The sequence below is a fragment of the Paenibacillus sp. MB22_1 genome (genome assembly GCF_047200555.1).
Taxonomy (GTDB): domain Bacteria; phylum Bacillota; class Bacilli; order Paenibacillales; family Paenibacillaceae; genus Fontibacillus; species Fontibacillus phoenicis.
The window spans coordinates 1990937-2012496 of record NZ_JBLADV010000001.1 but is presented as its reverse complement, the minus strand read 5'-3'; the positions used below and the strand labels follow the sequence as shown (position 1 = coordinate 2012496).

Sequence of the window (21560 nt, the reverse complement as noted above, 5' to 3'; positions counted from 1 at the left end):
GTTAAGTTTAACGAACAGGCGTTTTTTCTTTTACCGAATCACAATCATCTGCCGCAAATCCCGGGAATCGCCGTTTAGCTTGGTTTCGGCGGCGTTCAGCTGCGCGGAGCCGTCGCCGTCGAGGAAGATGCCGTCGACGAGCTGGCCGTCGGCTAACGCCGCCTTGACGGCGGTGCGGAACGCTTCGGCGGTGCAGCGGGTGGGGGTGACGATCAGCCACAGCTGGCCGTTCGCGTCATACGCGAGACCGGAGCGGAGCCGGTTCTCATCGGGATTCGGCAGGTGCTCAGCCTCCACCGCCGCAGCCCGCCATCCGGCGTCATCCGGCAGCTTCATGCTGACGCCGCCTTGGGCAAAATAGCGGGTGCGGTCCGTAACGGCCAGCTCGCTTGCGGCGGATACCACTTGCACCGAGAAGCTGCCCGTGGCGCCGTCCCACACGAGCGTGCCGCGCGCGTATTTAGCGTTGAACCACCCCGACCCGTAGGCGCCGGCCGTGCCTTGGACCGGCTGATCGTTGTTCACCGCCAGCGACAATACGGCTTCGTTGTAAAAGAATCCGCCGTTCATCCCATATACGCGGTAACGTCCCAGTGGCTGATCCGCCGCCCGCAGTTCAATGCGCTCCGGATCTACAACTAAGGCATGCAGTTTGACACCGTTTGCTGCGGTAGTTTCATGATATTCATAATGGCGGGGGAGCAGGTAGCGGCTGCCCCAACCGATCATCAGCAGGATGACGAGAAAAATCGCCATGACCGAAGCCATGGCGATTCCCCATCGTTGCTCCTTAATCGGCAACATAAGCTGCCAGCAGGCGGGTCGTATTAATGACCGCCAGTTTATGTGTCCGCTCCATGGCGTGCGAGGCGTGCACGCCCGGTCCGATCAGCGCAGCGCGGATATTGTGGCCGCCGCGCAGGGCAGCCGAGGCATCGGAGCCGTAATACGGATAAATATCAACCGCATGCGGGATGCCAAGGCCCTTGGCAAGCTCGATCAGCCGGGTGGTCATCTCGTAGTCATAAGGGCCGCTGGAGTCTTTCGCGCAAATCGAGACATCGGTCTCTTTGCAGCTCAGATCATCGCCCATAGCGCCCATGTCAACGGCGATCATTTCGTTCACGCCGTCCGGAATCCAGGAGGCGCCGTGCCCCACTTCCTCGTAGTTGGAGATGAGGAACACCAGATCATGTCTCGGCGTCCAGCCTTCACGGCGGATCGATTCGATCAGCCCGAACAGGGCCGCTACGCTGGCTTTGTCGTCCAGGTGGCGAGATTTAATGAATCCGCTTGGCGTGATCACGGCGCGGGCATCAAACGAAATGAAGTCGCCGACCCCGATCCCAAGCTTCAGCACGTCCTCTTTACTTTCCACAACCTCGTCGATCCGGACCTCCATGTTCTTCTCCTCACGTTTGAAATCGCGGGCATCGCTGTAGACGTGAACGGAAGGATGGGTCGACAGAATCGTGCCGGTATATACTCGGCCGCTGCGGGTGTGAATTTGGCAGTATTCGTTCTCGATACTGTTCATCATGAACCCGCCAACGGAGGTGATTGCCAGCGTACCGTTCGAACGGATGGCGCGCACCATGGCGCCTAACGTGTCAACGTGGCCGCTGAGTGCAATGCGCCGCGACGAATCGCGGCCAGGCACGGTCAGGATCGCTCCACCTTTTTCATTAAAGCTGCAAGGTACACCCAAGGCTTCGGCCTCACGCCCGATGAACGTCATGACATTGTGTGTAAACCCGCTTGGGCTTGGGGTGTCCAGCAAGGATTTGAGCAAATTTAAAATATAGGTTTCATTCGGTTGGATATTCATGGGAAACCTCCTTTATGGGTTAGGTCGGACTCTTCATTACGCGTTAAGGCTGGATGGGGGAGTCCTCCTCCGCCGATTCGGCTCCCGCTCCAGCTTCAGCTTCAGCTTCATTGCCGGCAGATTTCTTCTTCTTGCCGCGCTCTGGCTTCTCCGGTTCCGGGAAAACATAGCCGGTAGCCTCCTGGATATGTACAAGCTTGGCATGCAAGCCTTTGACTTCACGCTGCAGCCGGTAACCGCGGTAAATGCCAAACGCCCCGACGATAATACCGCCAAGCAGCGTACTGCCAAGGATCAGCAAAATCAACGGAAGGCTGACGGAGCCAAACAGCAAATTGACCTGCACCGGATCGACGTTAATCACCGCAAATACGGCGGTAATCAAGGCAAAGAACAAAGCCAGAATTAGGGACCATTGGATTTTCATGAGGGTACACCTCCTTCTAGGACAGTATAAAATCCCTTGTCCGCTTGGAGCAAGGGATTTTGTAGTCGCTATGGCCCAGGACATGTTAGCTCGTCAACTGTTCCATTTGCTCGATCACGTTCTCGAACACGCTCATCGCTTCACGGATCGGCTGCGGCGAGGACATGTCGACCCCGGCTTTCTTCAGAATGTTAATCGAATAGTCGCTGCCGCCGCTCTTTAGGAAGCCGAGGTAACGGTCAACCGCCGGTTTGCCTTCCTCAAGAATTTGCTTCGAGAAGCTGGTCGCTGCAGAGAAACCGGTAGCGTATTTGTAGACGTAGAAGCTCGTATAGAAATGAGGGATCCGTGCCCATTCCATTTCGATATCCTGGTCAACGACCATGTCTTTGCCATGGTATTTCACATTCAAGTCGTAATAAATTTCCGACAGCTCCTGCGGTGTGAGCGATTCGCCGGCTTCCGCGCGCTCATGGATGAGCTTCTCAAATTCGGCGAACATCGTTTGCCGGAACAACGTCGTCCGGAACTGGTCGGCGTAGTAGGTCAGCAGGTACAGCTTCTGCTTCGGATCGGTGGATTTCTTGAGCAGATAATCCATCAGCAACGCTTCGTTGGTCGTCGAGGCGACCTCAGCCAGGAAGATAGTATATTGGGCATCACGGTACTTCAGGGCTTCATCCGAAAAATAGGAATGCAACGCGTGCCCCATCTCATGCGCCAAGGTGAACATGCTGTTCAGATTGTCCTTATGGTTCAGCAGCACGTAAGGATGGGTGCCGTAAGCGCCCCAGCTATAAGCGCCGGTGCGTTTACCTTCGTTCTCGTACACGTCGATCCAGCGGTTTTCGAAGCCTTCACGCAGGACCTTCAGGTATTCCTCGCCCAGCGGCTTCAGCCCTTCCTCGACCATTTTCTTAGCGTCTTCATAAGGGATTTCCCACTTATATTCCTCAACGAGTGGAGCGAACAAATCGTACATATGCAGTTCGTCAACGCCCAGCAGCTTCTTGCGCAGCTTCATGTAACGTTGCAGGAGCGGCAAGCTCTCATGCACCGCGTCGATCAGGTTCGTATACACTTCCTTCGGAATGTTGTCGCCATATAGGGACATTTCCAGCACGGAAGGATATTTGCGGACCCGCGAGTAGAACATGTTCTTGTTCACGTTCGCGCTCAGTGTAGCGGCGATGGTATTTTTCTGCTTCCGATAGGTTTCGTAGACAGCTTTGAATGCCCGCTCGCGTACTTCGCGGTTGGGGTTCTCCAGGAACTGGATGTAGCTGCCGTGGGTTAAATCCACTTCGTTCCCGTTTTCGTCTTTGATTTTCGGGAATTTCATATCGGCATTGTTAATCATGCCAAAAATTTGCTGAGGCGCCTGCGACAAATTGCCTACTTGGGCCAGCAGCGCTTCTTCCGTTTTGCTCAGGACATGCGCCTTTTCGCGTTTGATTTCCTGCAAGGTGAACTTGTAATCCGCCAGCACAGGGTCGTTGATCAACTTGTCGAGCTCCTGCTCCGGCAGGGCCAAAATTTCCGGCGTAATAAAAGACAAGGCCTCGCTGACTTCAACGCTTAACTTTTTCGCTTTTTGCACAAGGGCTTGATATGTAGGGTTGGTCGTATCCTCATCGTGATGGAGATGGGCGTATACGTAAAGCCGCTCAATTTGCAAAGAGAGTTCATCTTCCAACTCGAAAACGGCTTTGATATGTTCTGCATCGGTAAGCTTGCCTTCAAACTCAGCCGCTTTATCCTTTAGCTTCTTGAGGTCGTTATACGATTTGTCCCAAGCGGCTTGATCAGGGAATAAATCCTGGAGCTGCCATGTGTGCTCCTTCGGTACTTCAGAACGTTTCATTACGGTGCTCATCGGAATCCTCCTTTGGACTGGGTAAAATGATGATGCCGGCTGGCCCATCGCAGCACTGCCAGGGAATGCGGCAGCTAGCAGGGCGCCGGTGAGCAACAGGGGAATCGCACGTGAGATGCGCTTAGGTCGCATACCAAGAAAACCTCCCTTATGGATGTCGGGAGCCCAACGCGATTTTCGTACCTTAGGGTCCGGTTCGCTTTGGGCATTTTCCTAGTATGGCCGCCTGCTGCGGGAAATATAGGGGATCAAGCAAGGAAGCTGTAGATCATCAGCCCAAACGCCAGTGCAATTAGCACGACGGAGGCCAAGGCCAGACTGCGCCTTAGACGCGGCTCCAGCCGATCCTTGTTCAGGATGACCACGACGCCCAGCGCAAAAGCGCAAATGATGAAGATCAAGAGATTGGAAGTGTCCATCAAAATCAATGCTCCGTTTCGTACGAGATTGGACGGCGGGCTACACCTGCTTAAACGCGTTCATAATTTCATTCCATTCCGCCTCGTTGCCGGCATATTCCTCTTTTGGGAACCGGCGCTTCACCCAATCCATCATGGCAGGGCGGCTGAGGAACGTATGCGATTCCTCGCCCCATTGGTCGGAAATTTCGCGGAGAACGATGTATCTGCCTTGAACCTCTACCGTCATCATATTCCATTTGTCTTTTTTGTATATTTCGTGTTTTTTGATCATCTCTGACGTTCTCCAATCTTTGGCTTTGCACCACAGGTATGAAACCTGCGGGATATTGGGAATATTTTATGTAAAATGATAACTCACGCCCCCGAGGAAAGCAAATGAAACCATACGATTCTGGCGGCGGTTTTTGGCGCGAAAAGTTATGGGCGAACTGACACGTTGCATTGTCGGTGGGCATAGAGTATAATATGGGTATTCGTCAATGATGGCGATTATTTTTAGGAGGTTGTTCATTTGAAAGGTACAGTTAAATGGTTTAACGCAGAAAAAGGCTATGGCTTCATCCAAGTTGAAGGTGGCGAAGACGTATTCGTACACTTCTCCGCTATTCAAGGCGAAGGTTTCAAAACTCTAGAAGAAGGCCAAGCCGTTGAGTTCGAAATTACTGACGGCAACCGTGGTCCTCAAGCTGCTAACGTAATCAAATTATAAGATCACTTCCGTATTAGCGGATCACTTATAAAGTTTGGTACTAAGCGCGATAATGAAAGGCACAGCTCTTTATAGGGCTGTGTTTTTTTGTATACATAGATAGAATGAAATTAATTGGTGACAATCTGTTGTCACCATTACTCTGCTATAGTGATGTTAACGGGAGGGGAACCAAACGCGATGAAGCGAATGGACCGGATGATGGCGATTGTGATGGCCTTGCAGCAGCGCCCGGAGACCGCACAATCCTTGGCGGACAAGCTGGAGGTGTCCAAGCGGACGGTGCTTCGCGATATGCAGGCTTTGGCGGAAATCGGCATTCCTTTGGTTGCGCTTCCAGGACCGGGCGGCGGCTACCGCCTCATGGACGGCTTTCGGCTGCCTCCGCTGCAGCTTGACGCCGGCGAGGCGCTGACCGTCCTGCTGGCTTTGGACGGCATCGGCAAATACGCCGACAGCCCCTTTCGCGAGGCGAAAAGGACTGTCGGCGACAAGATCCGCTCCGCTTTGCCCGAGCAAATGCTAGGGCAAATTGCTCCATTGCTCCGGCACGTGGAAATGGAGGTGCCGGAGCGCGGCATCAAGGCGCCGTTCCTCAGCGCCTTGATGGCATATGCTGCCGGCGGGAAGTGGATCCGAGCAGAGTACCGCTCGCTGAATTATCGCCGGCAGCTGACGTTGAAGCCGCTGCGCGTGTACGCCGCGCATGGCTTCTGGTACTGCGAAGCCGAGTCGCTGGAGCATGGGGAGAAGCGAACGTTCCGCGTCGATCGCTTCGTCGAGGCGGCCGAGACGTCTCCCCCACCGGGTGCGGGTGCCGGAAGGGGAGAGGCCGCCAAAGGGACTCCTCCCCGGGCGGCAACCGGGAGAGAGGATTTCCGGCTGCGCGTGAAATTGACGTATCGCGGTTCGCTGCTGGCGGAGCAGGATCCGCATTTTGGTCAGGAGGTGCAGCAGGTGGAGAAGGCCGAGTGGCAGCTCGACTGCACCCTGCCGGGTTCGGAATGGGATTGGGCGGTTTTCCTATTTCTTTGGTCTTGGCCGGGATGCGGAAGTCCTCGAGCCCCAGGCGATGCGCGAGGAGCTGCATCAGCGCGCGTTGGAGCTGGCCGAGCGGTACCGGACTTAAGCTGATACCGCCGACTTGAACGCTTAGCTTAGACCTATTTATTTCGAAGAAGAACGGTGGGTGAATGCATGAAACCTAGAGTGTCGGTGTTAACGATTGGTGTGGAGGATTTGGAAAGAGCGGTGCAATTTTATCGAGATGGCCTTGGCTGGGCGACGGAGGGGATCGTAGGTCAAGAGTTCGAGCACGGGGCGGTTGCCTTCTTCGATTTGCAGGCGGGACTGAAGCTGGCGCTGTGGAAGCGGGCGGATATCGCCCATGACACTGGTCTAACGCTTCATGCCCCAAGTCCAACGGAAATTACGCTGGGTCATAATGTGGCGAGCAAAGCGGAAGTGGATCAAGTGATGGGGCAAGCGAAAGCAGCTGGAGCTAAGATCGTGGTTCCGCCTCACGATACGTTTTGGGGAGGGTACTCCGGATATTTTCAAGATCCCGACGGGCATTTGTGGGAGGTTGTCTTCAATCCTGAATGGGTATTCGAAGCCTGAGTGGCGAAGGGGACGAGAATTTTATGAAAAAACGGGACGTATTGGAACGGGCCAGTACTTTTATTTATTCGCATGCCCGGCTGTTGGATCGCAAGCGGTTTGCTTACCACTTTGAAGGAGGGAGCGCGGAGGAGGTGCTTCGCGCGCTTCGCCCGTACCAGAACGGGGATGGCGGATTTGGTCATGCGCTGGAGCCGGATATGCGCGGTCCGCATAGCCAGCCGGTGGCAACCGAAACGGCGTTGCTGGTGATTCGCGAGGTGGGCGGATTCGGGTCGGATCTGCTGGACGGAGTGATCCGTTATCTGCGCAGTTTGACACTGCCGGGAGGCGGCTTGCCGCGGGCAACGACGGAAGTGAATCGATATCCGCATGCGCCGTGGTGGACGACCGAGCAGGACGGGGGCCCCTCGATCAACCCGACGGGAAGCATCATCGGCATGCTGCTGGGGCAACAGGAACGCACCGATTTTTTCCGTGAGGATTGGTTCCAAAATAATGTCGCCTATCTGTGGGGATGTGTAGAGCAAGGCCTTCCCGAGGATTATCATGACGCGGTTCAGTGGATTTCCTTCCTGCAGCATGTGCCAGATCAGGAGCGGGCGGTGAAGGCGCTATCCAGGTTGGATGCCTGGCTGACCGGACCAAACGGGATTGAGCGGGATCCGCTGGCGGAGGGGTACGTCCATAAAGTGCTGGACTACGCACCAACGCCGGAGAGTTACGCGGCGAAGCTCATCTCGGAGCAAGACATCGAGAAGCACTTGAATTGGTTGATAAGCACGCAGCAGGAGGATGGCGGTTGGGCGCTCACGTTTCCGGCAGTAAGCCCGGCGGGCGAGCAGGAATGGCGCGGTTGGCTGACCATAGAGAATTTGAAGACGCTGAAGGCTTACGGCCGCTTGTCCTAAGCCAGATTAGAAAGAGGCTCGTTTCCAACATGTTGCTGGAAAGAGCCTCTTCATGTATGGACTTTACTCAACGATCCGCAAAATCTCGGATACTTCCTTCCGCGGCACCGGCTTCGGTGAGATCGCCGGATGGCCCAGTGCGATCACCATATTCACTCCGCGATCGGCAGGAATGTCGAGGAATTCGCGCAGCTTATCTTCCGCGAGCAGTACCGGTCCGGTCATCGGACAAGTGGCGAGGCCTTTGGCATGCGCGGCCAGCATCAGGTTCTGCGCGGCCAGACAGCTGCTCTTGAGGCCTTCTTCGTCCCAAATTTCAGGAGTGACGAAGGAGATCGGGTCAAAAATTCGCTCACGGAACTTCGAGGTGTACGGCGCAGACAAAACTACGATTAACGCCGGAGCGCCGGAAAAAGCGGTAGCATAAGGACCAAACGATTTCACAAGCAGCTTGGCTTCCCGATCCTTCCCCTGTTCTGTGGCGCGTGCTGCGATTTCATGCAGGCTTTCCCAGGTAAAATCCTCGATCTGCTTGATTTTATCTGCGTTCATGACGACGATGAATTCCCAGGTTTGCGAATTCGTGTCGCTGGGCGCATAGCGAGCGCAGTCGATGAGATCCTTGATATCGGAGACACTGACAGGCTCTTGGGTAAATTCCCGGATACTGCGGCGGGTTTGAAGGATGTCCCGAAACAAAGCGAAATCCATGCGTTTTCACCTGCTTTATCAAATTTAACACCAGGTACTATCATCTGATAATAACTATTATATAGGAAGACTTGTCCTTTGAACAGAGACAAACAAGAGGCGAAGCGCCGTGACGGCACTTCGCCTTGATTCATTAGGCTTTATGCTCGAATTTCGAGGGGGTGTTCTCTCCCGGCCCCTTCTGAAAATAACGGCTGGCGAACCCGACGCACGCGACCAGCGCCGCTCCCATCGCCGTCAGGTAGAACGGCTGTCGGCCGAGCTGCTCAAACATCACGCCGCCGAAGGTTCCGCTGAGCAGTCCGGCGAGGCTCGACCAGACGATGGTGTACAAGGCCATGCCCGTTGCCCGAAATTCGTCGGGGATCAGCCGGGTGAGCATGCGGATAGCCGTGACATAGAAGATGCCAAACGTCACGCCGTGCATCGCCTGGATCGCGAGGATGCCGTATGGCGACCCCGTCAGCCCCATCAGCAGGAACCGGACGGCGAACAGCAGGCTGGCTAGCAGCAGGAGCGGCAGCTCTTTATATTTTTCCCCATGGAAGCTGAGGTAGATGAATACGGGGATTTCTGACAGCGACGAGGCCAGCATCGCCCAGCCGATCAGATTCTCGTTAGCCCCCAGCTCCTTCAGGCTGATCGAGATAAACGCTTCGTTCATCCGCATGCCGATCGCCAGACAGAAGACGCAGCCAAAGAACCATAGCAGCTCTTTTTGCCGCAGAATGCCCCATATGCCCGACAGGTCCATCTTCGCCACGGTTGTTGGCTGGTCCTTGACGAACAGGATGAATCCTAGCGCAAGGCCGGCGATAGCAATCGACACCCACATCGTATTGGAGGAGCCGATCCGGGCGAGCACGTAACCGATAAGCAAGGCAAAGAAAGCATATCCAAACGAGCCAAACAGCCGGATGGAGATGAAATGGATGCCATGCTGCTTGGCGGTTGTGATCGAGATTGTATCCGACAGCGGAAAGACCGGATAGAAGAAAAAGTAAAACAACGTAATAACCGCCATGATAAGAGAAAACGAGGTCGACGCCGATAAAAGAAACGTCAGCGCAATTTGCCCGATCAACAGGATGAGCAGGACTTTCTTAATCGTTTGATAACGGTCGCTGGCCAGACTCCATAGCAAATTGGAGACGACGGAGATCATGGGTCCCAGCGCGTACAGCAAGCCGATCTGGCTGGTCGAAAATCCAAGCTGGGCGTAAAACAGCGGGAAGTAGGAGGAAACAAGGACACTTGTTCCGTATATTGTAAAGGTAAAGGCGCGCAGCCATGCGATATCCATGCGGGCCGTGGTTTTCCGATTCATGGGGTTTACGTACTCCGTTTCTGCAGTCACATCATTTTTTTGCGTTATGCTAGCAAGTATACCAGAAATCCAGAGGTTCGGCGGCAATAAAAATTCCTTTTCATTGACGAAAATCCTTTATACTAAATCTTAAGAAGGAGGCGAAACGCCATGATCGAAGGATTTGTATACGATGAGCGGCTGGATATCCATGTGCCGATGCTGGAGCGCCCTTTTGACGAATATGAGCTGGATGAACGGCTGGCGATGATCGCCTACTGGGAGGAAGTCCGCGGCCGGATTCCAACGAAAGTGATGGTGCTGGAACAGTCCATTGAGCACAAGCTGAACGAAATGAACGAGGAGACCGACTTTGAGCGCAGCTGCCGTCTGAATGGGGAGATTGCCGAGCTGGCCAGCCGGATCAACGATTTGCTGATTTGGTACCGTACGGTCCAGGAAGAGCCCTCGGCCAAAAGACATATGTGATTTTGTTTATTTGTGCTTAAAGTTGGATCATATTATAATATAGAATGGTTTTCAGACAGGCCGTATTAACAACGCAGTGGAGGCAAGCCATTGATAGAACTTGAGCAAAGCCGAAACCAATTCCCGAAGGAGCCGCTCCGGCTGATGAGTCGGGTTTATAAATTTATTTTGCCGGATGTCCATAAGGAGTTGGAGCGTTGGCGGAAGGATGCCGATGCGATTCCCGATCCTGAGCTAAGGCGACAGGCTTTGGCCAGCATCGCGACGAAGAAGTTCCATTGCCAGGGCGGTTCCGTGTATGCGGCCGCCAATTTACCGATGCGTCACGTCTTGATTCCGCTTATCGTTGCGTTTCAAACGATCAGCGATTATTTGGACAATTTATGCGACCGAAGCACCTCCAAGGATCCTGAGGATTTCCGGCTGTTGCACCAGAGCATGCTCGACGCGGTGAATCCAGCGGCACAGCTGCGAAATTACTACGCCCTTCGCGAGGAGCAGGACGATGGAGGTTATTTGCACCGGCTGGTGAAGACTTGTCAGACGCAAATTGCCGAGCTGCAGGGTTACCCGGCTGCCATGCCGTACATCGTTGATCTTGTAGGACTTTATACCGACCTGCAGGTGTACAAGCACATCGATCCGCAGGAACGCGAAGCGAAGCTGCTGAGCTGGTGGGCTGAGCACGAGCACCGTGCCCCGCATTTGCGATGGAATGAGTTCGCGGCAGCGACAGGCTCCACCCTTGGGGTGTTTATGTTGTTCCTGGCGTCTAGCCACAAAGGGCTGGATGAACGAAGCGCACAAACGATCCACGCGGCTTATTTTCCGCATGTCTGCGGGCTGCATATCCTGCTGGACTACTTGATTGACCAAGCGGAGGATGAGCTTGGCGGGGACTTGAACTTTTGCAGTTACTACGATAGCAAGGAAACGATGTTGAGCCGAATCACGTTGATCGTCGAGGGAGCGCGGCAGGATATCCGGAAGCTGCCGGCTTCCTCGTTTCATAAAATGATCATTGAAGGCCTGCTGGCCTTGTATTTATCTGATCCGAAGGTCAGCCAGCAGGACGAAATCCGCGAGGTATCCAAACGGTTGATGCGCCGGAGCCCGCTGATGCGGTTGTTCTTTTTCGCTAACAGCCTGTGGATTCGCAAGCATCTTTAAGATTTAGTGCATTGTTAACTTACTTACAACTGAATTAGGAGGAATTATCATGTCAGCAGTTAAAAAAATCGCAGTGCTTACCAGCGGAGGAGACTCCCAGGGGATGAACGCAGCTGTACGCGCCGTTGTCCGGAGCGGGTTGTACTACGGCCTGGAAGTGTACGGGATTCAACGCGGCTATCAAGGCTTGCTGAATAATGACATTTTCCAAATGGACATCCGCAGCGTTGGCGATATCATTCAACGCGGGGGGACAATTCTTCAATCCGCACGCTGCCTGGAGTTCAAGACACCGGAAGGCCAACAACGCGGCGCGGAAATTTTGCGTGAGCACGGCATCGACGGCCTTGTCGTCATCGGCGGCGACGGCTCCTATCAAGGGGCAGAGAAGCTGAGCAAGCTGGGCATTAAGACGATGGGACTGCCGGGGACGATCGACAATGACATCTCCTTTACGGACTACACCATCGGTTTTGATACCGCAGTAAGCATCGTCGTGGACGCGGTCAACAAGCTGCGCGACACGATGTCCTCTCACGAACGGGCTTCCGTCGTTGAGGTTATGGGCCGTCATTGCGGCGATATCGCGCTGCATGCCGGTTTGGCTGCGGGGGCGGAGACGATCCTTGTACCGGAAGTACCGTTTGACCTGGACGAAGTAGCGGACCGCATGAAGCAAAACTTTGAAAAAGGGAAACGCCACAGCATCGTGATCGTAGCCGAAGGCGTTGGCAGCGGCGAGGACGTAGTACAAGCGATCAAGCAACGTCAACCCTCCGTTGAACCACGTGCAACGGTGCTGGGTCACATTCAACGCGGCGGATCGCCTACCCCGTTTGACCGTAACTTGGCCAGCCGTCTCGGCGACTTTGCCGTTCGCAGCCTCATTGCGGGCGAATCGAACAAAGCCTGCGGCATGATCGGCGGAGAAATGGTATTGACCGACATCGAGAAGGTCGTTAGCACGAAGAAGCCGTTTAACATGGAGCTGTACGAGCTGGCATCGCGGTTGTCGCAGTAATAATATTTAGAGCTAGGCCTTATTAACTAAGGGAGTCGGGTTTATGACCTGGCTCCTTTTTTATAAATTCAAATCCATAGAGGGGTTGACAAAGAAATCCAAGATGTTAATATAATCACATCGAAATAGTTGGAATTTAAAATATCGCTGACCGGGTCACCGGAGGCTCAGCAGATAGAGACGCTTGCGTCTTGTCTACTGGGCCTTTTTTGTTCCAATGAAACAATGGGGAGGTAGATAGGATGTCAGAACACGCAAAAATCAGGTTCGAGAACGTGACGAAAACGTTCACCGTCCGTGACCCTAAAAAAAGCGGGGCAGCTCAACTGTTTACAGCGGTCAAAGATTTGAACTTCACCGTCAGAGAAGGGGAGTTTCTAACGTTGGTCGGACCAAGCGGATGCGGCAAATCAACGCTGCTGGACATGATCAGCGGCTTATCCGCTCCGACCCGCGGGAGAATTCTGATGGATGGCGAGGAAATTACCGGTCCCGGCTTAGATCGCGGCATCGTATTTCAGCAATACGCCTTATTTCCTTGGAAGACGGCCCGAGGCAACATCGAGTTTGGTTTGGAGGCCAAAGGGGTGCCCAAGCAGGAAAGGAAGGAACAAGCGGATCATTTTCTCTCCCTTGTCGGCCTGGCATCCTTCGGCGACCGATATCCGCATGAGCTGTCCGGCGGGATGAAGCAACGCGTCGCGATCGCCCGCAGCCTTGCGTTTAACCCGGATGTGCTGCTGATGGATGAACCGTTTGCGGCATTGGATGCCCAGACGCGCGAATCTTTGCAGGGGGAACTGTTAAGGATTTGGGGGCAAACGAAAAAGACGATTATTTTTATCACCCATGGGATTGATGAGGCTGTTTATCTGGGGGAACGGGTTGTCGTTCTTACACCGGGCCCCGGTACGGTTAGGCATATCGTCGATGTCCCGCTTAATTCGAGACTCGACGATGCGGATGTTCGCTCCCATCCCGATTTCGTAAAGATCCGTCATGAAGTCTGGAATTTGCTTCACGAGCCGGTGTATCAAGGAGCTTATATCTAAACGAAAAAAGGAGTGGATACAAATGGAAACCGCAAAGTCCGTCCCAGCAAGCCTGCCGGCAAGGAATTTAAAAGTAACTCTGGTTGCAGGTCTGCGCAAATTGGTACGGCAATCGATTGTTCTGATTGGCTTGTTTCTGCTATGGGAAGCCGCTCCCCGATTGGGGCTGGTCGATCCGGCATTTTTGCCGCCGTTCACTGAGGTGGTGAGGTCCCTGGTTCACTTGATCACTTCGGGTGAATTGCTCCAACACTTTTCGGCAAGTATTGTCCGATCGCTGACCGGATTTCTGTTGGCCTTGATTGTGGCCATTCCGTTAGGACTCATCATTGGCTGGTACCCTACAGCGCGGGAGCTGCTAAATCCGATCCTTGAACTGTTCCGGAATACCGCAGCGCTGGCCTTGCTTCCGGTGTTTATGCTGCTGCTTGGTATTGGGGAGACCTCCAAAATTGCGATTGTCCTCTTTGCTTGCGCCTGGCCGATCCTTCTGAATACGATCGCGGCCGTTGGCAACGTCGACCCCTTGCTCATCAAGTCCGCCAAGTCGATGAAGTTATCCTCTTCCAAGCTGTTCTTGAAGGTGATTTTGCCGGCCTCCGTGCCAACGATTTTTACCGGAATCCGCATGGCTGGGACAGGGGCGATTCTCGTATTGATTGCCGCTGAGATGGTCGGGGCGAAGGAAGGGCTCGGGTATTTGATCACGTATTCGCAGTACAACTTCGAAATTCCGAAGATGTATGCGGGGATTCTTGCCATCTCTTTGCTGGGTCTGATCATTAACTACGGTTTAGTAAGTTTAGAACGCAAATTATCGAAATGGAATACGCAGACGAACGGCTAATTGACGAGTTTAAGGTTAGGAATAACGTTAATCGACGTTTTTCTTATAGTCAAAATATGACTAAACAAATTGGAAAACTAGGAGTGGTGAACGATGTCAAACAAGCAAATGAAATTGGGAGCTTTCTTTAATTTGCCAGGGCATCATGTGGCGAGCTGGCGACATCCGCAAACCGAGGCTCACCGTACGTTCGACCTCGAGTATTTGCAGGATTTGGCGCGGTTAGCTGAGCGGGGGAAATTTGATATGATCTTCTTCGCCGACGTCCTTGGCTTGCGCCCTTCCGGTAACCAGGCCGCTTCGGCACTCAAGCTGGATCCGCTGATTATTCTCGCAGCGCTCGCGTCCGTCACGAAACATATTGGCCTCACCGCGACGCTGACGACGACCTATAACGAACCTTATCAGGTGGCACGCAAATTTGCGGCGATCGATCACTTATCCAAGGGGCGTGCGGCTTGGAATGTCGTCACCTCTGCCAATGAGCGGGAATCACTGCTGTTCGGAAAGCTCAAGCATCTCGAGCATGCTCGCAGATATGAACGGGCGGATGAGTTTGTGGAAGTCGTGAAGAAGCTCTGGCTCTCCATCGAACGGGAAGCGATTGTTCTTGACAAGGAAGGCGGCCGAATCCTGGACGTAGAGAAGCTCCACCCGTTGGATTTTGAAGGCGAGTGGTTTAAAGTTCAGGGGCTGCTTGACGCACCTTCGACGCCGCAGGGGCATCCGGTCATCGTACAAGCGGGATCGTCGGAGGCGGGAAAAGATCTGGCGGCCAAAACCGCAGAGGTTATCTTCACCGCATGGCAAACGCTGGAGGAAGCCCAAACGTTCTATCGGGATGTGAAGGGCCGCCTTGCGAAATATGGGCGTAAACCGGACGATCTGAAGATCATGCCGGGGGTGTTCATTACGGTGGCGAAGACGGAAGCGGAAGCGATCGCCAAGCGGAAGGAGTTAAACAGCTACATTTTGCCTGAAGTCGGCTTGGAGTATTTATCCAACTTCATCGGGACGGATCTGACGGGCTATGATGTGGATGCACCGCTGCCGGAATTTGCGGCGTCAGAGGACAAGACGAATCCGCAGATTCGCTCCAATCTGATCCGTGCGCTGGCCGAACGTGAAGGGTTAACTACGATCCGCGAGGTGTATGAGCATATTGCGGGAGCACGGGGGCACCGGGAAATTGTGGGCACGCCGGGACAGATCGCGGACCAACTGGAGGAATGGTTCCTGAATGAAGGGGCGGACGGCTTTAACATCATGCCGCCTACGTTCCCGGAAGGATTTCGGGATATCGTCGAACTGGTCATTCCGGAGCTACAGCGGCGCGGATTGTTTCGCACGGAATATGAGAGCACCACATTACGCGGCAATCTAGGGTTATCTGTTCCCGCTTATCCCTCTCGCAAAGAAGCGCCATCCGCTTTGATCTAAATCCAAACGAAAAATAAAGGTCGGTGTAAGTAAATGCATAAACCAAGGAGACAATCCATAACGCTGCTGGCGGTGGTGCTGGTTGCCGGGGCCTTGCTGGCGGGTTGCGCTGGGGGCAGGGCCGGGGCGAACGGAGGAGAAGATAAGGTCCTCCAATACAATTCGTCCCCAGGCACGGTGTCATTCCCGGAGCTGGCAGAGGACCTCGGCTATCTGGGGGATGTGAAGCTGGAGTCGATCGGGAGTACGACAGGTGGTCCGGAAAGCATTCAATTAACGGCGACGAAGCAGACCGATTTTGGATCGGCTTTTAACGGGGCGATCATTAAATCGGTGGTCCAGAACGTAAAGATCAAATCCGTGGTCGGCTCGTACGGCAGCGATAAAGATACGTATATCGGCGCTTATGTGCTGGAGAGCAGCTCCATCCGGACGGCCAAAGATTTTATCGGCAAAAAGGTCGGAGTGAACACGTTAGGCGCGCATTTGGAATTTATGACCAAGGATTACTTGCGTCTAGGCGGATTAACCGAGAAAGAAATCAGCCAAGTCACCTTGGTTACGGTGCCCTCTGGAAACGCGGAGCAAATTTTGCGCAGCGGGCAGATCGAAGTCGTCCTATTGAGCGGCGTGGCCAGAGACCGGGCTTTGGAAAAGGGCGGCCTCGTGGAATTATTCAGGGATATCGACGTTTATCAGACGGAGTTTACGGCGGGCGATTACTTTTTTACCGAGGAGTACATTAAGAATAACCCGAACACGGTAAGGCAATTCGTTGAAGGCGTCGCAAAAGCGATCGAATGGGAACGCACCACACCGCGGGAAGAAGTGATCAAGCGAATGGAAAGCATCGTAGAGAAGAGAGACGGCAAGGACGCAACCCTGAATCTGAAATACTGGAAGAGTCCGGGGATTGCTACGGAAGGAGGAGTGATTACTCCGGAGGAATACCAGCGCTGGATCGATTGGTTGGTTAACGAGGGTGAACTGAAGGAGGGGCAATTGAAACCGGAGGATCTGTATACCAACGAATTTAATCCCTATGCCAAGTAACCGATATGGATGAAGGAGGCCGTTCCCTGTTGGGGCGGCCTCTTCTTGATGCCCGTTGATGAAACTCCACGATATGGGGAAGTTTGCTATAATAAGTTGAGCTTAAGGGTCAGAGGAGGATCTCACATGTACCTGTATCGTTTGGAGGCCGACACCTCCGCCGGTCCGTTTACGATCATCATTGCTGCCGAAGGGGAGGAGAAGGCGTTTGCCGCGGCGGAAGAGCATTTGCAGCGGCAGGTGCTGCCCGCTCCCACAATCACGGAGCTGTCGATTGTGGAGAAGAAGCGGATCGTGCCCGGGGCCGGGTACGTGGTGGCTATCGGCGAACCGCGCTAATGACAGAAGCCCGTGACCGAATGAAGGTCACGGGCTTCTCTGCTTTTATTGCGCTTCCGCAGGATGAATCTGACGGCTGGCCAGGCGGCGCTGGATCACGATCAGGCGATACAGCAGCAAAACGGCGGCGACGGCCAGACCGGTAATGAGACCAATCCAGTATCCGTAAGGGCCTTGCGAGGTGTAGTTGGCCAGGACGAACCCCAGCGGCAGTCCGATGATCCAATAAGCGAGCAGCGAGATCCAGAAGCCGGGACTGACGTCCTTGTAACCGCGCAGCACGCCTTGGGTTGGCGTTGCAATGGCATCGGACATCTGGAAGAAGATTGCGTACACCAGAAAGTGCTTGATCAGCGATACGACCTCGGGTTCGCTTGAGTAGAGCTGGGCGACGCCTTGACGGAACAGCATCAGCAGGACGGCGGTGGCCAAAGCCATAGCGGCGGCGGTGCCGATGCCAAGCGCCGCGTATTGCCGGGCATCCTTCAGCCGGGCGGCTCCGGTCTCGAAGCCCACGAGGATCGTCAGCGCCAGACAGATGCTGAGCGGAATCATGTACAGCGTTGAGGCGAAATTGTTCGCCGCTTGGTGGGCGGCGATCGTCACCGTATCGAACCGGCTCATGAGCAGCGTCACAGCGGCGAAGACCGCCGTCTCGAAGAAGATGGCGAAGCCGATCGGGACGCCGAGACGCATCAGCTCACGCCATTTTGCCAGTGAGACGCGATGCAGCTTGCGGAAGACGCCGTACGCCGCGAACGGTTCTTGCCGATGCACGATCCACAAGGCGATGAGAAAAATGCACCAGTACGTAAAAGCCGTAGCGATCCCGGAGCCGATGCCGCCAAGACGTGGGAAGCCGCCGTGGCCAAAAATAAGCAAGTATCCGGCGCCCACATTTAACGGAAGCGAGATCAGCGTAATCATCATCGATACCCGGGTCTGCCCCAGCGCGTCGATAAACGACCGCAACACGATGTAACCAAACAAGGGTACGATTCCCGAGGAAATCGCCACTAGGAAATAGAAAGCAACATGGTGGACCTTAGGCTCCAGATCCATCGAATTCAGCACGGGGGAGACGGACAGCGCACCGGCAAGCAGGACGACCAGGCTCACGGCTACCGATAACCATAACGCCTGGATGACGTGATAGCCTACTTTGTCCCTCGCCCCGGCACCAATCAGCTGAGAAACGATGGGCGTGATGCCCATCAGGATACCGCTGAGTCCGGTTTGCACCGGAATCCACAGGCTTGAACCGATCGCTGTGCCGGCCAGGTCTGCCGGACTCGCATGGCCGGACATCATCGTATCGAAAAAAGTCATCAACGACATCGTGACCTGGGTGATCAGAATCGGAACCAATATGCGTAAAAATTGAGCGTATTTTTGCTTTAGCGTATGCGTTTGTTTCATAAACCAACTTAACTCCGATCATTTAGTTACTTGAGTACAAGCCCAACCAACCGTCAAACCCGGGCAGCGGGCCCGGGTTTGACGGCGGTGCAGCTTTATTATTCATAATCGACGCCGGAAGTATAACGGTTGGAGGCGTTCCAGAGCAGGAACTCATCCACCTTCATTTCCTTCAGCGCCCGAATTTGTTCTTCCACTTCATGCTTGCCGTATTTGATATAATGACCGCTTCCCAGCCAGCTGGCGGTAAAGTCCTGAATCCACGGACGAATGATCGGCTGCTTATCGCCTAGTTCCGCGAGCTTCGTTTGCGTATCCTGCACCGCACCCTTAATGGTCTGATAAGGTGCTTTGTCGGGGTCCTTCGCATTAAACCAACCGGTTGTATAATGGCTAGGATAAATCATCGGAGAAATAACATCCACGTTGTCGGAGATCTTCACGAAATCCTGGCCGATGCCTTCGGCCGAAGGCACGGATGCGGCGTACCCGAAAATATCAACGGATACTCGAACCCCTAACGGCTCCAGCTGCTCCTTGGCGTATTTGACGAACGAGGAGACGGCGTCGACGCGGCTCATCTCATTTTTCGTATAGCTCAGACTGTCTGCGCGCTTCTCGAAGCCTTCCGGGAAACGCACGTAGTCGAATTGGATTTCCTTAAAGCCTAGTTCCGCTGCTTCCTTCGCGATTGCGATATTGTAATCCCAGACCTCTTTGTTATAAGGATTTACGAAGCTGTCTCCTTTACCGTTGCTCCATACCGATCCGTCCTTATGGCGGAAGGAGAGCTCCGGATGCTTCTTGGCCAAAATCGTATCCTTAAACACGACGATCCGGGCAATTGGATAAATATCATGCTTCTGCAATCGGGCCATTAACGCATCGATGTCACGGATGAACGGCTGCGGTTTCCCCCATTTGTTCAGCTCGGGATTATCGGTCTTGTACGTGATATATCCCAAATCGTCCTTAATGTCGATGACCATCGCATTCAGCTCGGTTTGGTCGACGAGATCAACGAGCTGATCCATACGGGATCCCCCGGCACTATAAGCTGTAACGTAAATGCCTTTCACTTTAGGGGCATCCACCTGCGGGTTTACTTTCAGTTCCGATGGTTTGATCGGATTGTCCAGGCGGCCTTCTGCTAGATTTACCTTAAAAGTGTGAGCGACCGATGCCCACATCGTGTCCGCCTGTATGGCTTCGTTCCCCGTTGCCTGCTCCTGAGGCGCTGCTCCGCTGCCTGTTCCCAAGGCCAGAAGTAGTAATGTCCAGATGATGTTCACATGATATCTCTCCCTTGTTTGCACTCGCTGTTAATTATATCGGAAGAGCGGCCCTCAGAGAGAACAGGAATGTCATAATTGGTAAAAAGTTTCAGAGTTTCATAGACGATAAAGCGCAAAAAGTCGTTTCCCCTGCATAAGCAGAAGAAACGACTCATCCTGCATGGAAGCGTTACATATTAATGAAGCAACGCCGGGTTTTGATGCTCGCAGATGCTGAATTGAATAATCTCCAGCGCATCCTGCGGTTCCAAGATGGTCAGGCCATCCCGGAGGAGAATCGTAGAATTCAGTTCCTTTTGGTTCAGAAAAGGCAGCATATCCGGAAACCATTTCTTTACGATTTGTTCCAGTCTTACCGTTTCCATTTCCACATCCATCACCCTTTCCTTTCAGAATCATTCGCCGCGGAATCAATCCTAAATCGGAAAAGCAAAAAGCCTGTGAAATACGGGGTAAAGCTGAACCCTTTGAAATTGTGAAGGAACCGCTGTGATTATTATAACAAAGAAGCGGCTGTTTGAAAACGGCCGCTTCTTTCAAGAAAACGCTTAACGACGGCGAAACGAGCCCATGACCCCGACCGTTTCCACGATATTGACGAAGGCGGCGGGATCGGTTTGCTTGATGATTTCCCGCAGTTCAGCCAGCTCATAACGGGTCGTGACGGTCATCAGCATATCTTTTTCCTTATGGGAAAAGGCGCCTTGGGTTTTCATCAGCGTTACCCCGCGCGGCAGCGTCAGCAGTCGTTCCAGCAGCGCTTCAGTTTTGTCGGTGATAATGAACAACGTGACTTTGATATGGCTGATATGGATCAGGTCAACGACCTTGCCGGTAATATAAATGGAGACCATGGAAGCCAAAGCCAGATCCCAGTTGCCCTCGAGATACCCCATCGCTAGGATGACGAAGCCGTTTAATCCGACGATCACATTGCCGACGGGGAAATCGCGGAAACGGGTCACGATCGAACCCACGATATCGAACCCGCCGGACGAGCCGCCGACGCGGAACGAGATCCCGCTGCCGATGCCGACCAGCACGCCGCCGAATACCGCAGAGAGCAGGGTATCCGACGACAGCAGCTTGTCCGGCGACGGGATCAAGGCGATGAACCAGGTCGTGGCGGCAACCGACAGGATGCTAAGTCCGATAAATCGTCTCCCTAGCAGAAACAATCCGGCGATCAGGAGCGGCACGTTATAAGCCAGATACATCGTGCTAATATCGAGTGGAGTGAAGTAGGCTGTCAGCATCGCTAACCCCGACACGCCGCCGCTGAGCAAATGAAGCGGTACAAGGAACAGATTAAAACCCGCAGCGATCAAAGCCGCCCCGAGTACAATGACAACCGCATTTCGAATTTCCTTTAACACCATCGTTCACCTCACGAAAATAGAGGAAGTATCCCAACCTGCTTGCTGGTATTCCATTTATGTTTTGTGCTATAATGTTTGAGATATTCTTGAGTAGGTACTCTTTTCCATTTTTCAAGCTAGTACCAAGCTAGTACTATGTAAAATTTACAGGCGGATTGGACAGCCTATATACGTTTGAAGGTCCCCGAGGTCAGGTTTTGAGTGTGGGCAAAGCAGGACTAAACGCTACTTAAGAATACCGTTAAG

The 21560-nt window shown here is 53.6% G+C and carries 24 protein-coding genes; 12 read left to right on the top strand and 12 right to left on the bottom strand.

Annotated features, from left to right (window positions below; translation table 11 throughout):
- Positions 1-30: 30 nt before the first annotated feature.
- From ACL02P_RS09440 to ACL02P_RS09415, 6 genes are all read right to left on the bottom strand, one after another.
- Positions 31-804 carry a hypothetical protein gene (locus ACL02P_RS09440; protein WP_412837169.1) on the bottom strand — a complete coding sequence of 258 codons (774 nt, stop codon included), beginning with the start codon at positions 802-804 and terminating at the stop codon, positions 31-33.
- Positions 791-1828: a M42 family metallopeptidase gene (locus ACL02P_RS09435; RefSeq protein WP_009222763.1), complete on the bottom strand. Its 1038-nt coding sequence runs from the start codon at positions 1826-1828 to the stop codon at positions 791-793. Before ACL02P_RS09435 ends, ACL02P_RS09440 begins: the two co-directional genes overlap by 14 nt.
- A 43-nt stretch (positions 1829-1871) precedes the next feature.
- The gene (locus ACL02P_RS09430; RefSeq protein WP_050769656.1) at positions 1872-2255 is read right to left on the bottom strand and encodes a lipopolysaccharide assembly LapA domain-containing protein; all 384 of its coding nucleotides are present in this window, start codon (positions 2253-2255) and stop codon (positions 1872-1874) included.
- An 85-nt stretch (positions 2256-2340) separates the two neighbouring features.
- Positions 2341-4131 carry an oligoendopeptidase F gene (gene pepF, locus ACL02P_RS09425; protein ID WP_036643671.1) on the bottom strand — a complete coding sequence of 597 codons (1791 nt, stop codon included), beginning with the start codon at positions 4129-4131 and terminating at the stop codon, positions 2341-2343.
- A 248-nt stretch (positions 4132-4379) separates the two neighbouring features.
- Positions 4380-4550 carry a hypothetical protein gene (locus ACL02P_RS09420; protein ID WP_009222766.1) on the bottom strand — a complete coding sequence of 57 codons (171 nt, stop codon included), beginning with the start codon at positions 4548-4550 and terminating at the stop codon, positions 4380-4382.
- Between the two features lie 40 nt (positions 4551-4590).
- Positions 4591-4824 (bottom strand): hypothetical protein, encoded by a 234-nt coding sequence (locus ACL02P_RS09415; RefSeq protein WP_009222767.1) that lies wholly within the window; start codon positions 4822-4824, stop codon positions 4591-4593.
- A gap of 240 nt (positions 4825-5064) precedes the next feature.
- On the opposite strand from ACL02P_RS09415, the gene ACL02P_RS09410 reads away from it, so the two are divergent.
- The 4 genes from ACL02P_RS09410 to ACL02P_RS09395 all read left to right on the top strand — a co-directional run bounded on the left by ACL02P_RS09410 (position 5065) and on the right by ACL02P_RS09395 (position 7793).
- Positions 5065-5262, top strand: a complete 198-nt coding sequence (locus ACL02P_RS09410) for a cold shock domain-containing protein (protein ID WP_009222768.1) — start codon at positions 5065-5067, stop codon at positions 5260-5262.
- Between the two features lie 180 nt (positions 5263-5442).
- Positions 5443-6396, top strand: coding sequence for a helix-turn-helix transcriptional regulator (locus ACL02P_RS09405; RefSeq protein WP_412837168.1), 954 nt, complete (start codon positions 5443-5445; stop codon positions 6394-6396).
- A gap of 63 nt (positions 6397-6459) precedes the next feature.
- On the top strand, positions 6460-6882 hold the full coding sequence (locus tag ACL02P_RS09400; protein ID WP_339301965.1) for a VOC family protein: 423 nt from the start codon (positions 6460-6462) through the stop codon (positions 6880-6882).
- A gap of 23 nt (positions 6883-6905) precedes the next feature.
- On the top strand, positions 6906-7793 hold the full coding sequence (locus ACL02P_RS09395; protein ID WP_412837167.1) for a prenyltransferase/squalene oxidase repeat-containing protein: 888 nt from the start codon (positions 6906-6908) through the stop codon (positions 7791-7793).
- 63 nt (positions 7794-7856) lie between these two features.
- Here the strand turns inward: ACL02P_RS09395 and ACL02P_RS09390 are convergent, their stop codons facing one another.
- A complete protein-coding gene (locus tag ACL02P_RS09390) occupies positions 7857-8504 on the bottom strand; it encodes a nitroreductase family protein (protein WP_339301966.1) in 648 nt (215 codons plus the stop codon).
- A 133-nt stretch (positions 8505-8637) separates the two neighbouring features.
- On the bottom strand, positions 8638-9831 hold the full coding sequence (locus ACL02P_RS09385) for an MFS transporter (RefSeq protein ID WP_260070039.1): 1194 nt from the start codon (positions 9829-9831) through the stop codon (positions 8638-8640).
- Between the two features lie 150 nt (positions 9832-9981).
- Between ACL02P_RS09385 and ACL02P_RS09380 the strand changes: the two genes are divergently transcribed.
- The 8 genes from ACL02P_RS09380 (at position 9982) to ACL02P_RS09345 (ending at position 17221) form a co-directional block, all read left to right on the top strand.
- Positions 9982-10299 (top strand): hypothetical protein, encoded by a 318-nt coding sequence (locus tag ACL02P_RS09380; protein WP_323076249.1) that lies wholly within the window; start codon positions 9982-9984, stop codon positions 10297-10299.
- Positions 10300-10389: 90 nt separating this feature from the next.
- Positions 10390-11469, top strand: coding sequence for a tetraprenyl-beta-curcumene synthase family protein (locus ACL02P_RS09375; protein ID WP_339301967.1), 1080 nt, complete (start codon positions 10390-10392; stop codon positions 11467-11469).
- Between the two features lie 49 nt (positions 11470-11518).
- Complete coding sequence (gene pfkA, locus ACL02P_RS09370) at positions 11519-12490, top strand: 6-phosphofructokinase (protein ID WP_412837166.1); 972 nt, start codon at positions 11519-11521, stop codon at positions 12488-12490.
- Positions 12491-12732: 242 nt separating this feature from the next.
- Positions 12733-13542, top strand: a complete 810-nt coding sequence (locus ACL02P_RS09365; RefSeq protein ID WP_085278778.1) for an ABC transporter ATP-binding protein — start codon at positions 12733-12735, stop codon at positions 13540-13542.
- A 22-nt stretch (positions 13543-13564) separates the two neighbouring features.
- The gene (locus ACL02P_RS09360) at positions 13565-14389 is read left to right on the top strand and encodes an ABC transporter permease (RefSeq protein WP_412837165.1); all 825 of its coding nucleotides are present in this window, start codon (positions 13565-13567) and stop codon (positions 14387-14389) included.
- A 93-nt stretch (positions 14390-14482) separates the two neighbouring features.
- The gene (locus tag ACL02P_RS09355) at positions 14483-15829 is read left to right on the top strand and encodes an LLM class flavin-dependent oxidoreductase (protein ID WP_009222779.1); all 1347 of its coding nucleotides are present in this window, start codon (positions 14483-14485) and stop codon (positions 15827-15829) included.
- A gap of 33 nt (positions 15830-15862) precedes the next feature.
- Positions 15863-16882 carry an ABC transporter substrate-binding protein gene (locus ACL02P_RS09350; RefSeq protein ID WP_412837164.1) on the top strand — a complete coding sequence of 340 codons (1020 nt, stop codon included), beginning with the start codon at positions 15863-15865 and terminating at the stop codon, positions 16880-16882.
- A 126-nt stretch (positions 16883-17008) separates the two neighbouring features.
- Positions 17009-17221: a DUF3906 family protein gene (locus ACL02P_RS09345; RefSeq protein ID WP_036643682.1), complete on the top strand. Its 213-nt coding sequence runs from the start codon at positions 17009-17011 to the stop codon at positions 17219-17221.
- 45 nt (positions 17222-17266) lie between these two features.
- Here ACL02P_RS09345 and ACL02P_RS09340 read toward each other — a convergent pair whose 3' ends face one another.
- The 4 genes from ACL02P_RS09340 to ACL02P_RS09325 all read right to left on the bottom strand — a co-directional run bounded on the left by ACL02P_RS09340 (position 17267) and on the right by ACL02P_RS09325 (position 21311).
- A complete protein-coding gene (locus tag ACL02P_RS09340) occupies positions 17267-18640 on the bottom strand; it encodes an MATE family efflux transporter (protein ID WP_009222782.1) in 1374 nt (457 codons plus the stop codon).
- A 98-nt stretch (positions 18641-18738) separates the two neighbouring features.
- Positions 18739-19932: a putative glycoside hydrolase gene (locus ACL02P_RS09335; protein ID WP_009222783.1), complete on the bottom strand. Its 1194-nt coding sequence runs from the start codon at positions 19930-19932 to the stop codon at positions 18739-18741.
- A 179-nt stretch (positions 19933-20111) separates the two neighbouring features.
- Entirely contained in the window at positions 20112-20312 is a 201-nt protein-coding gene (locus ACL02P_RS09330) for a hypothetical protein (protein WP_009222784.1), read from the bottom strand.
- A gap of 171 nt (positions 20313-20483) precedes the next feature.
- Positions 20484-21311 (bottom strand): YitT family protein, encoded by an 828-nt coding sequence (locus ACL02P_RS09325; protein ID WP_260070071.1) that lies wholly within the window; start codon positions 21309-21311, stop codon positions 20484-20486.
- Between the last annotated feature and the right edge of the window lie 249 nt (positions 21312-21560).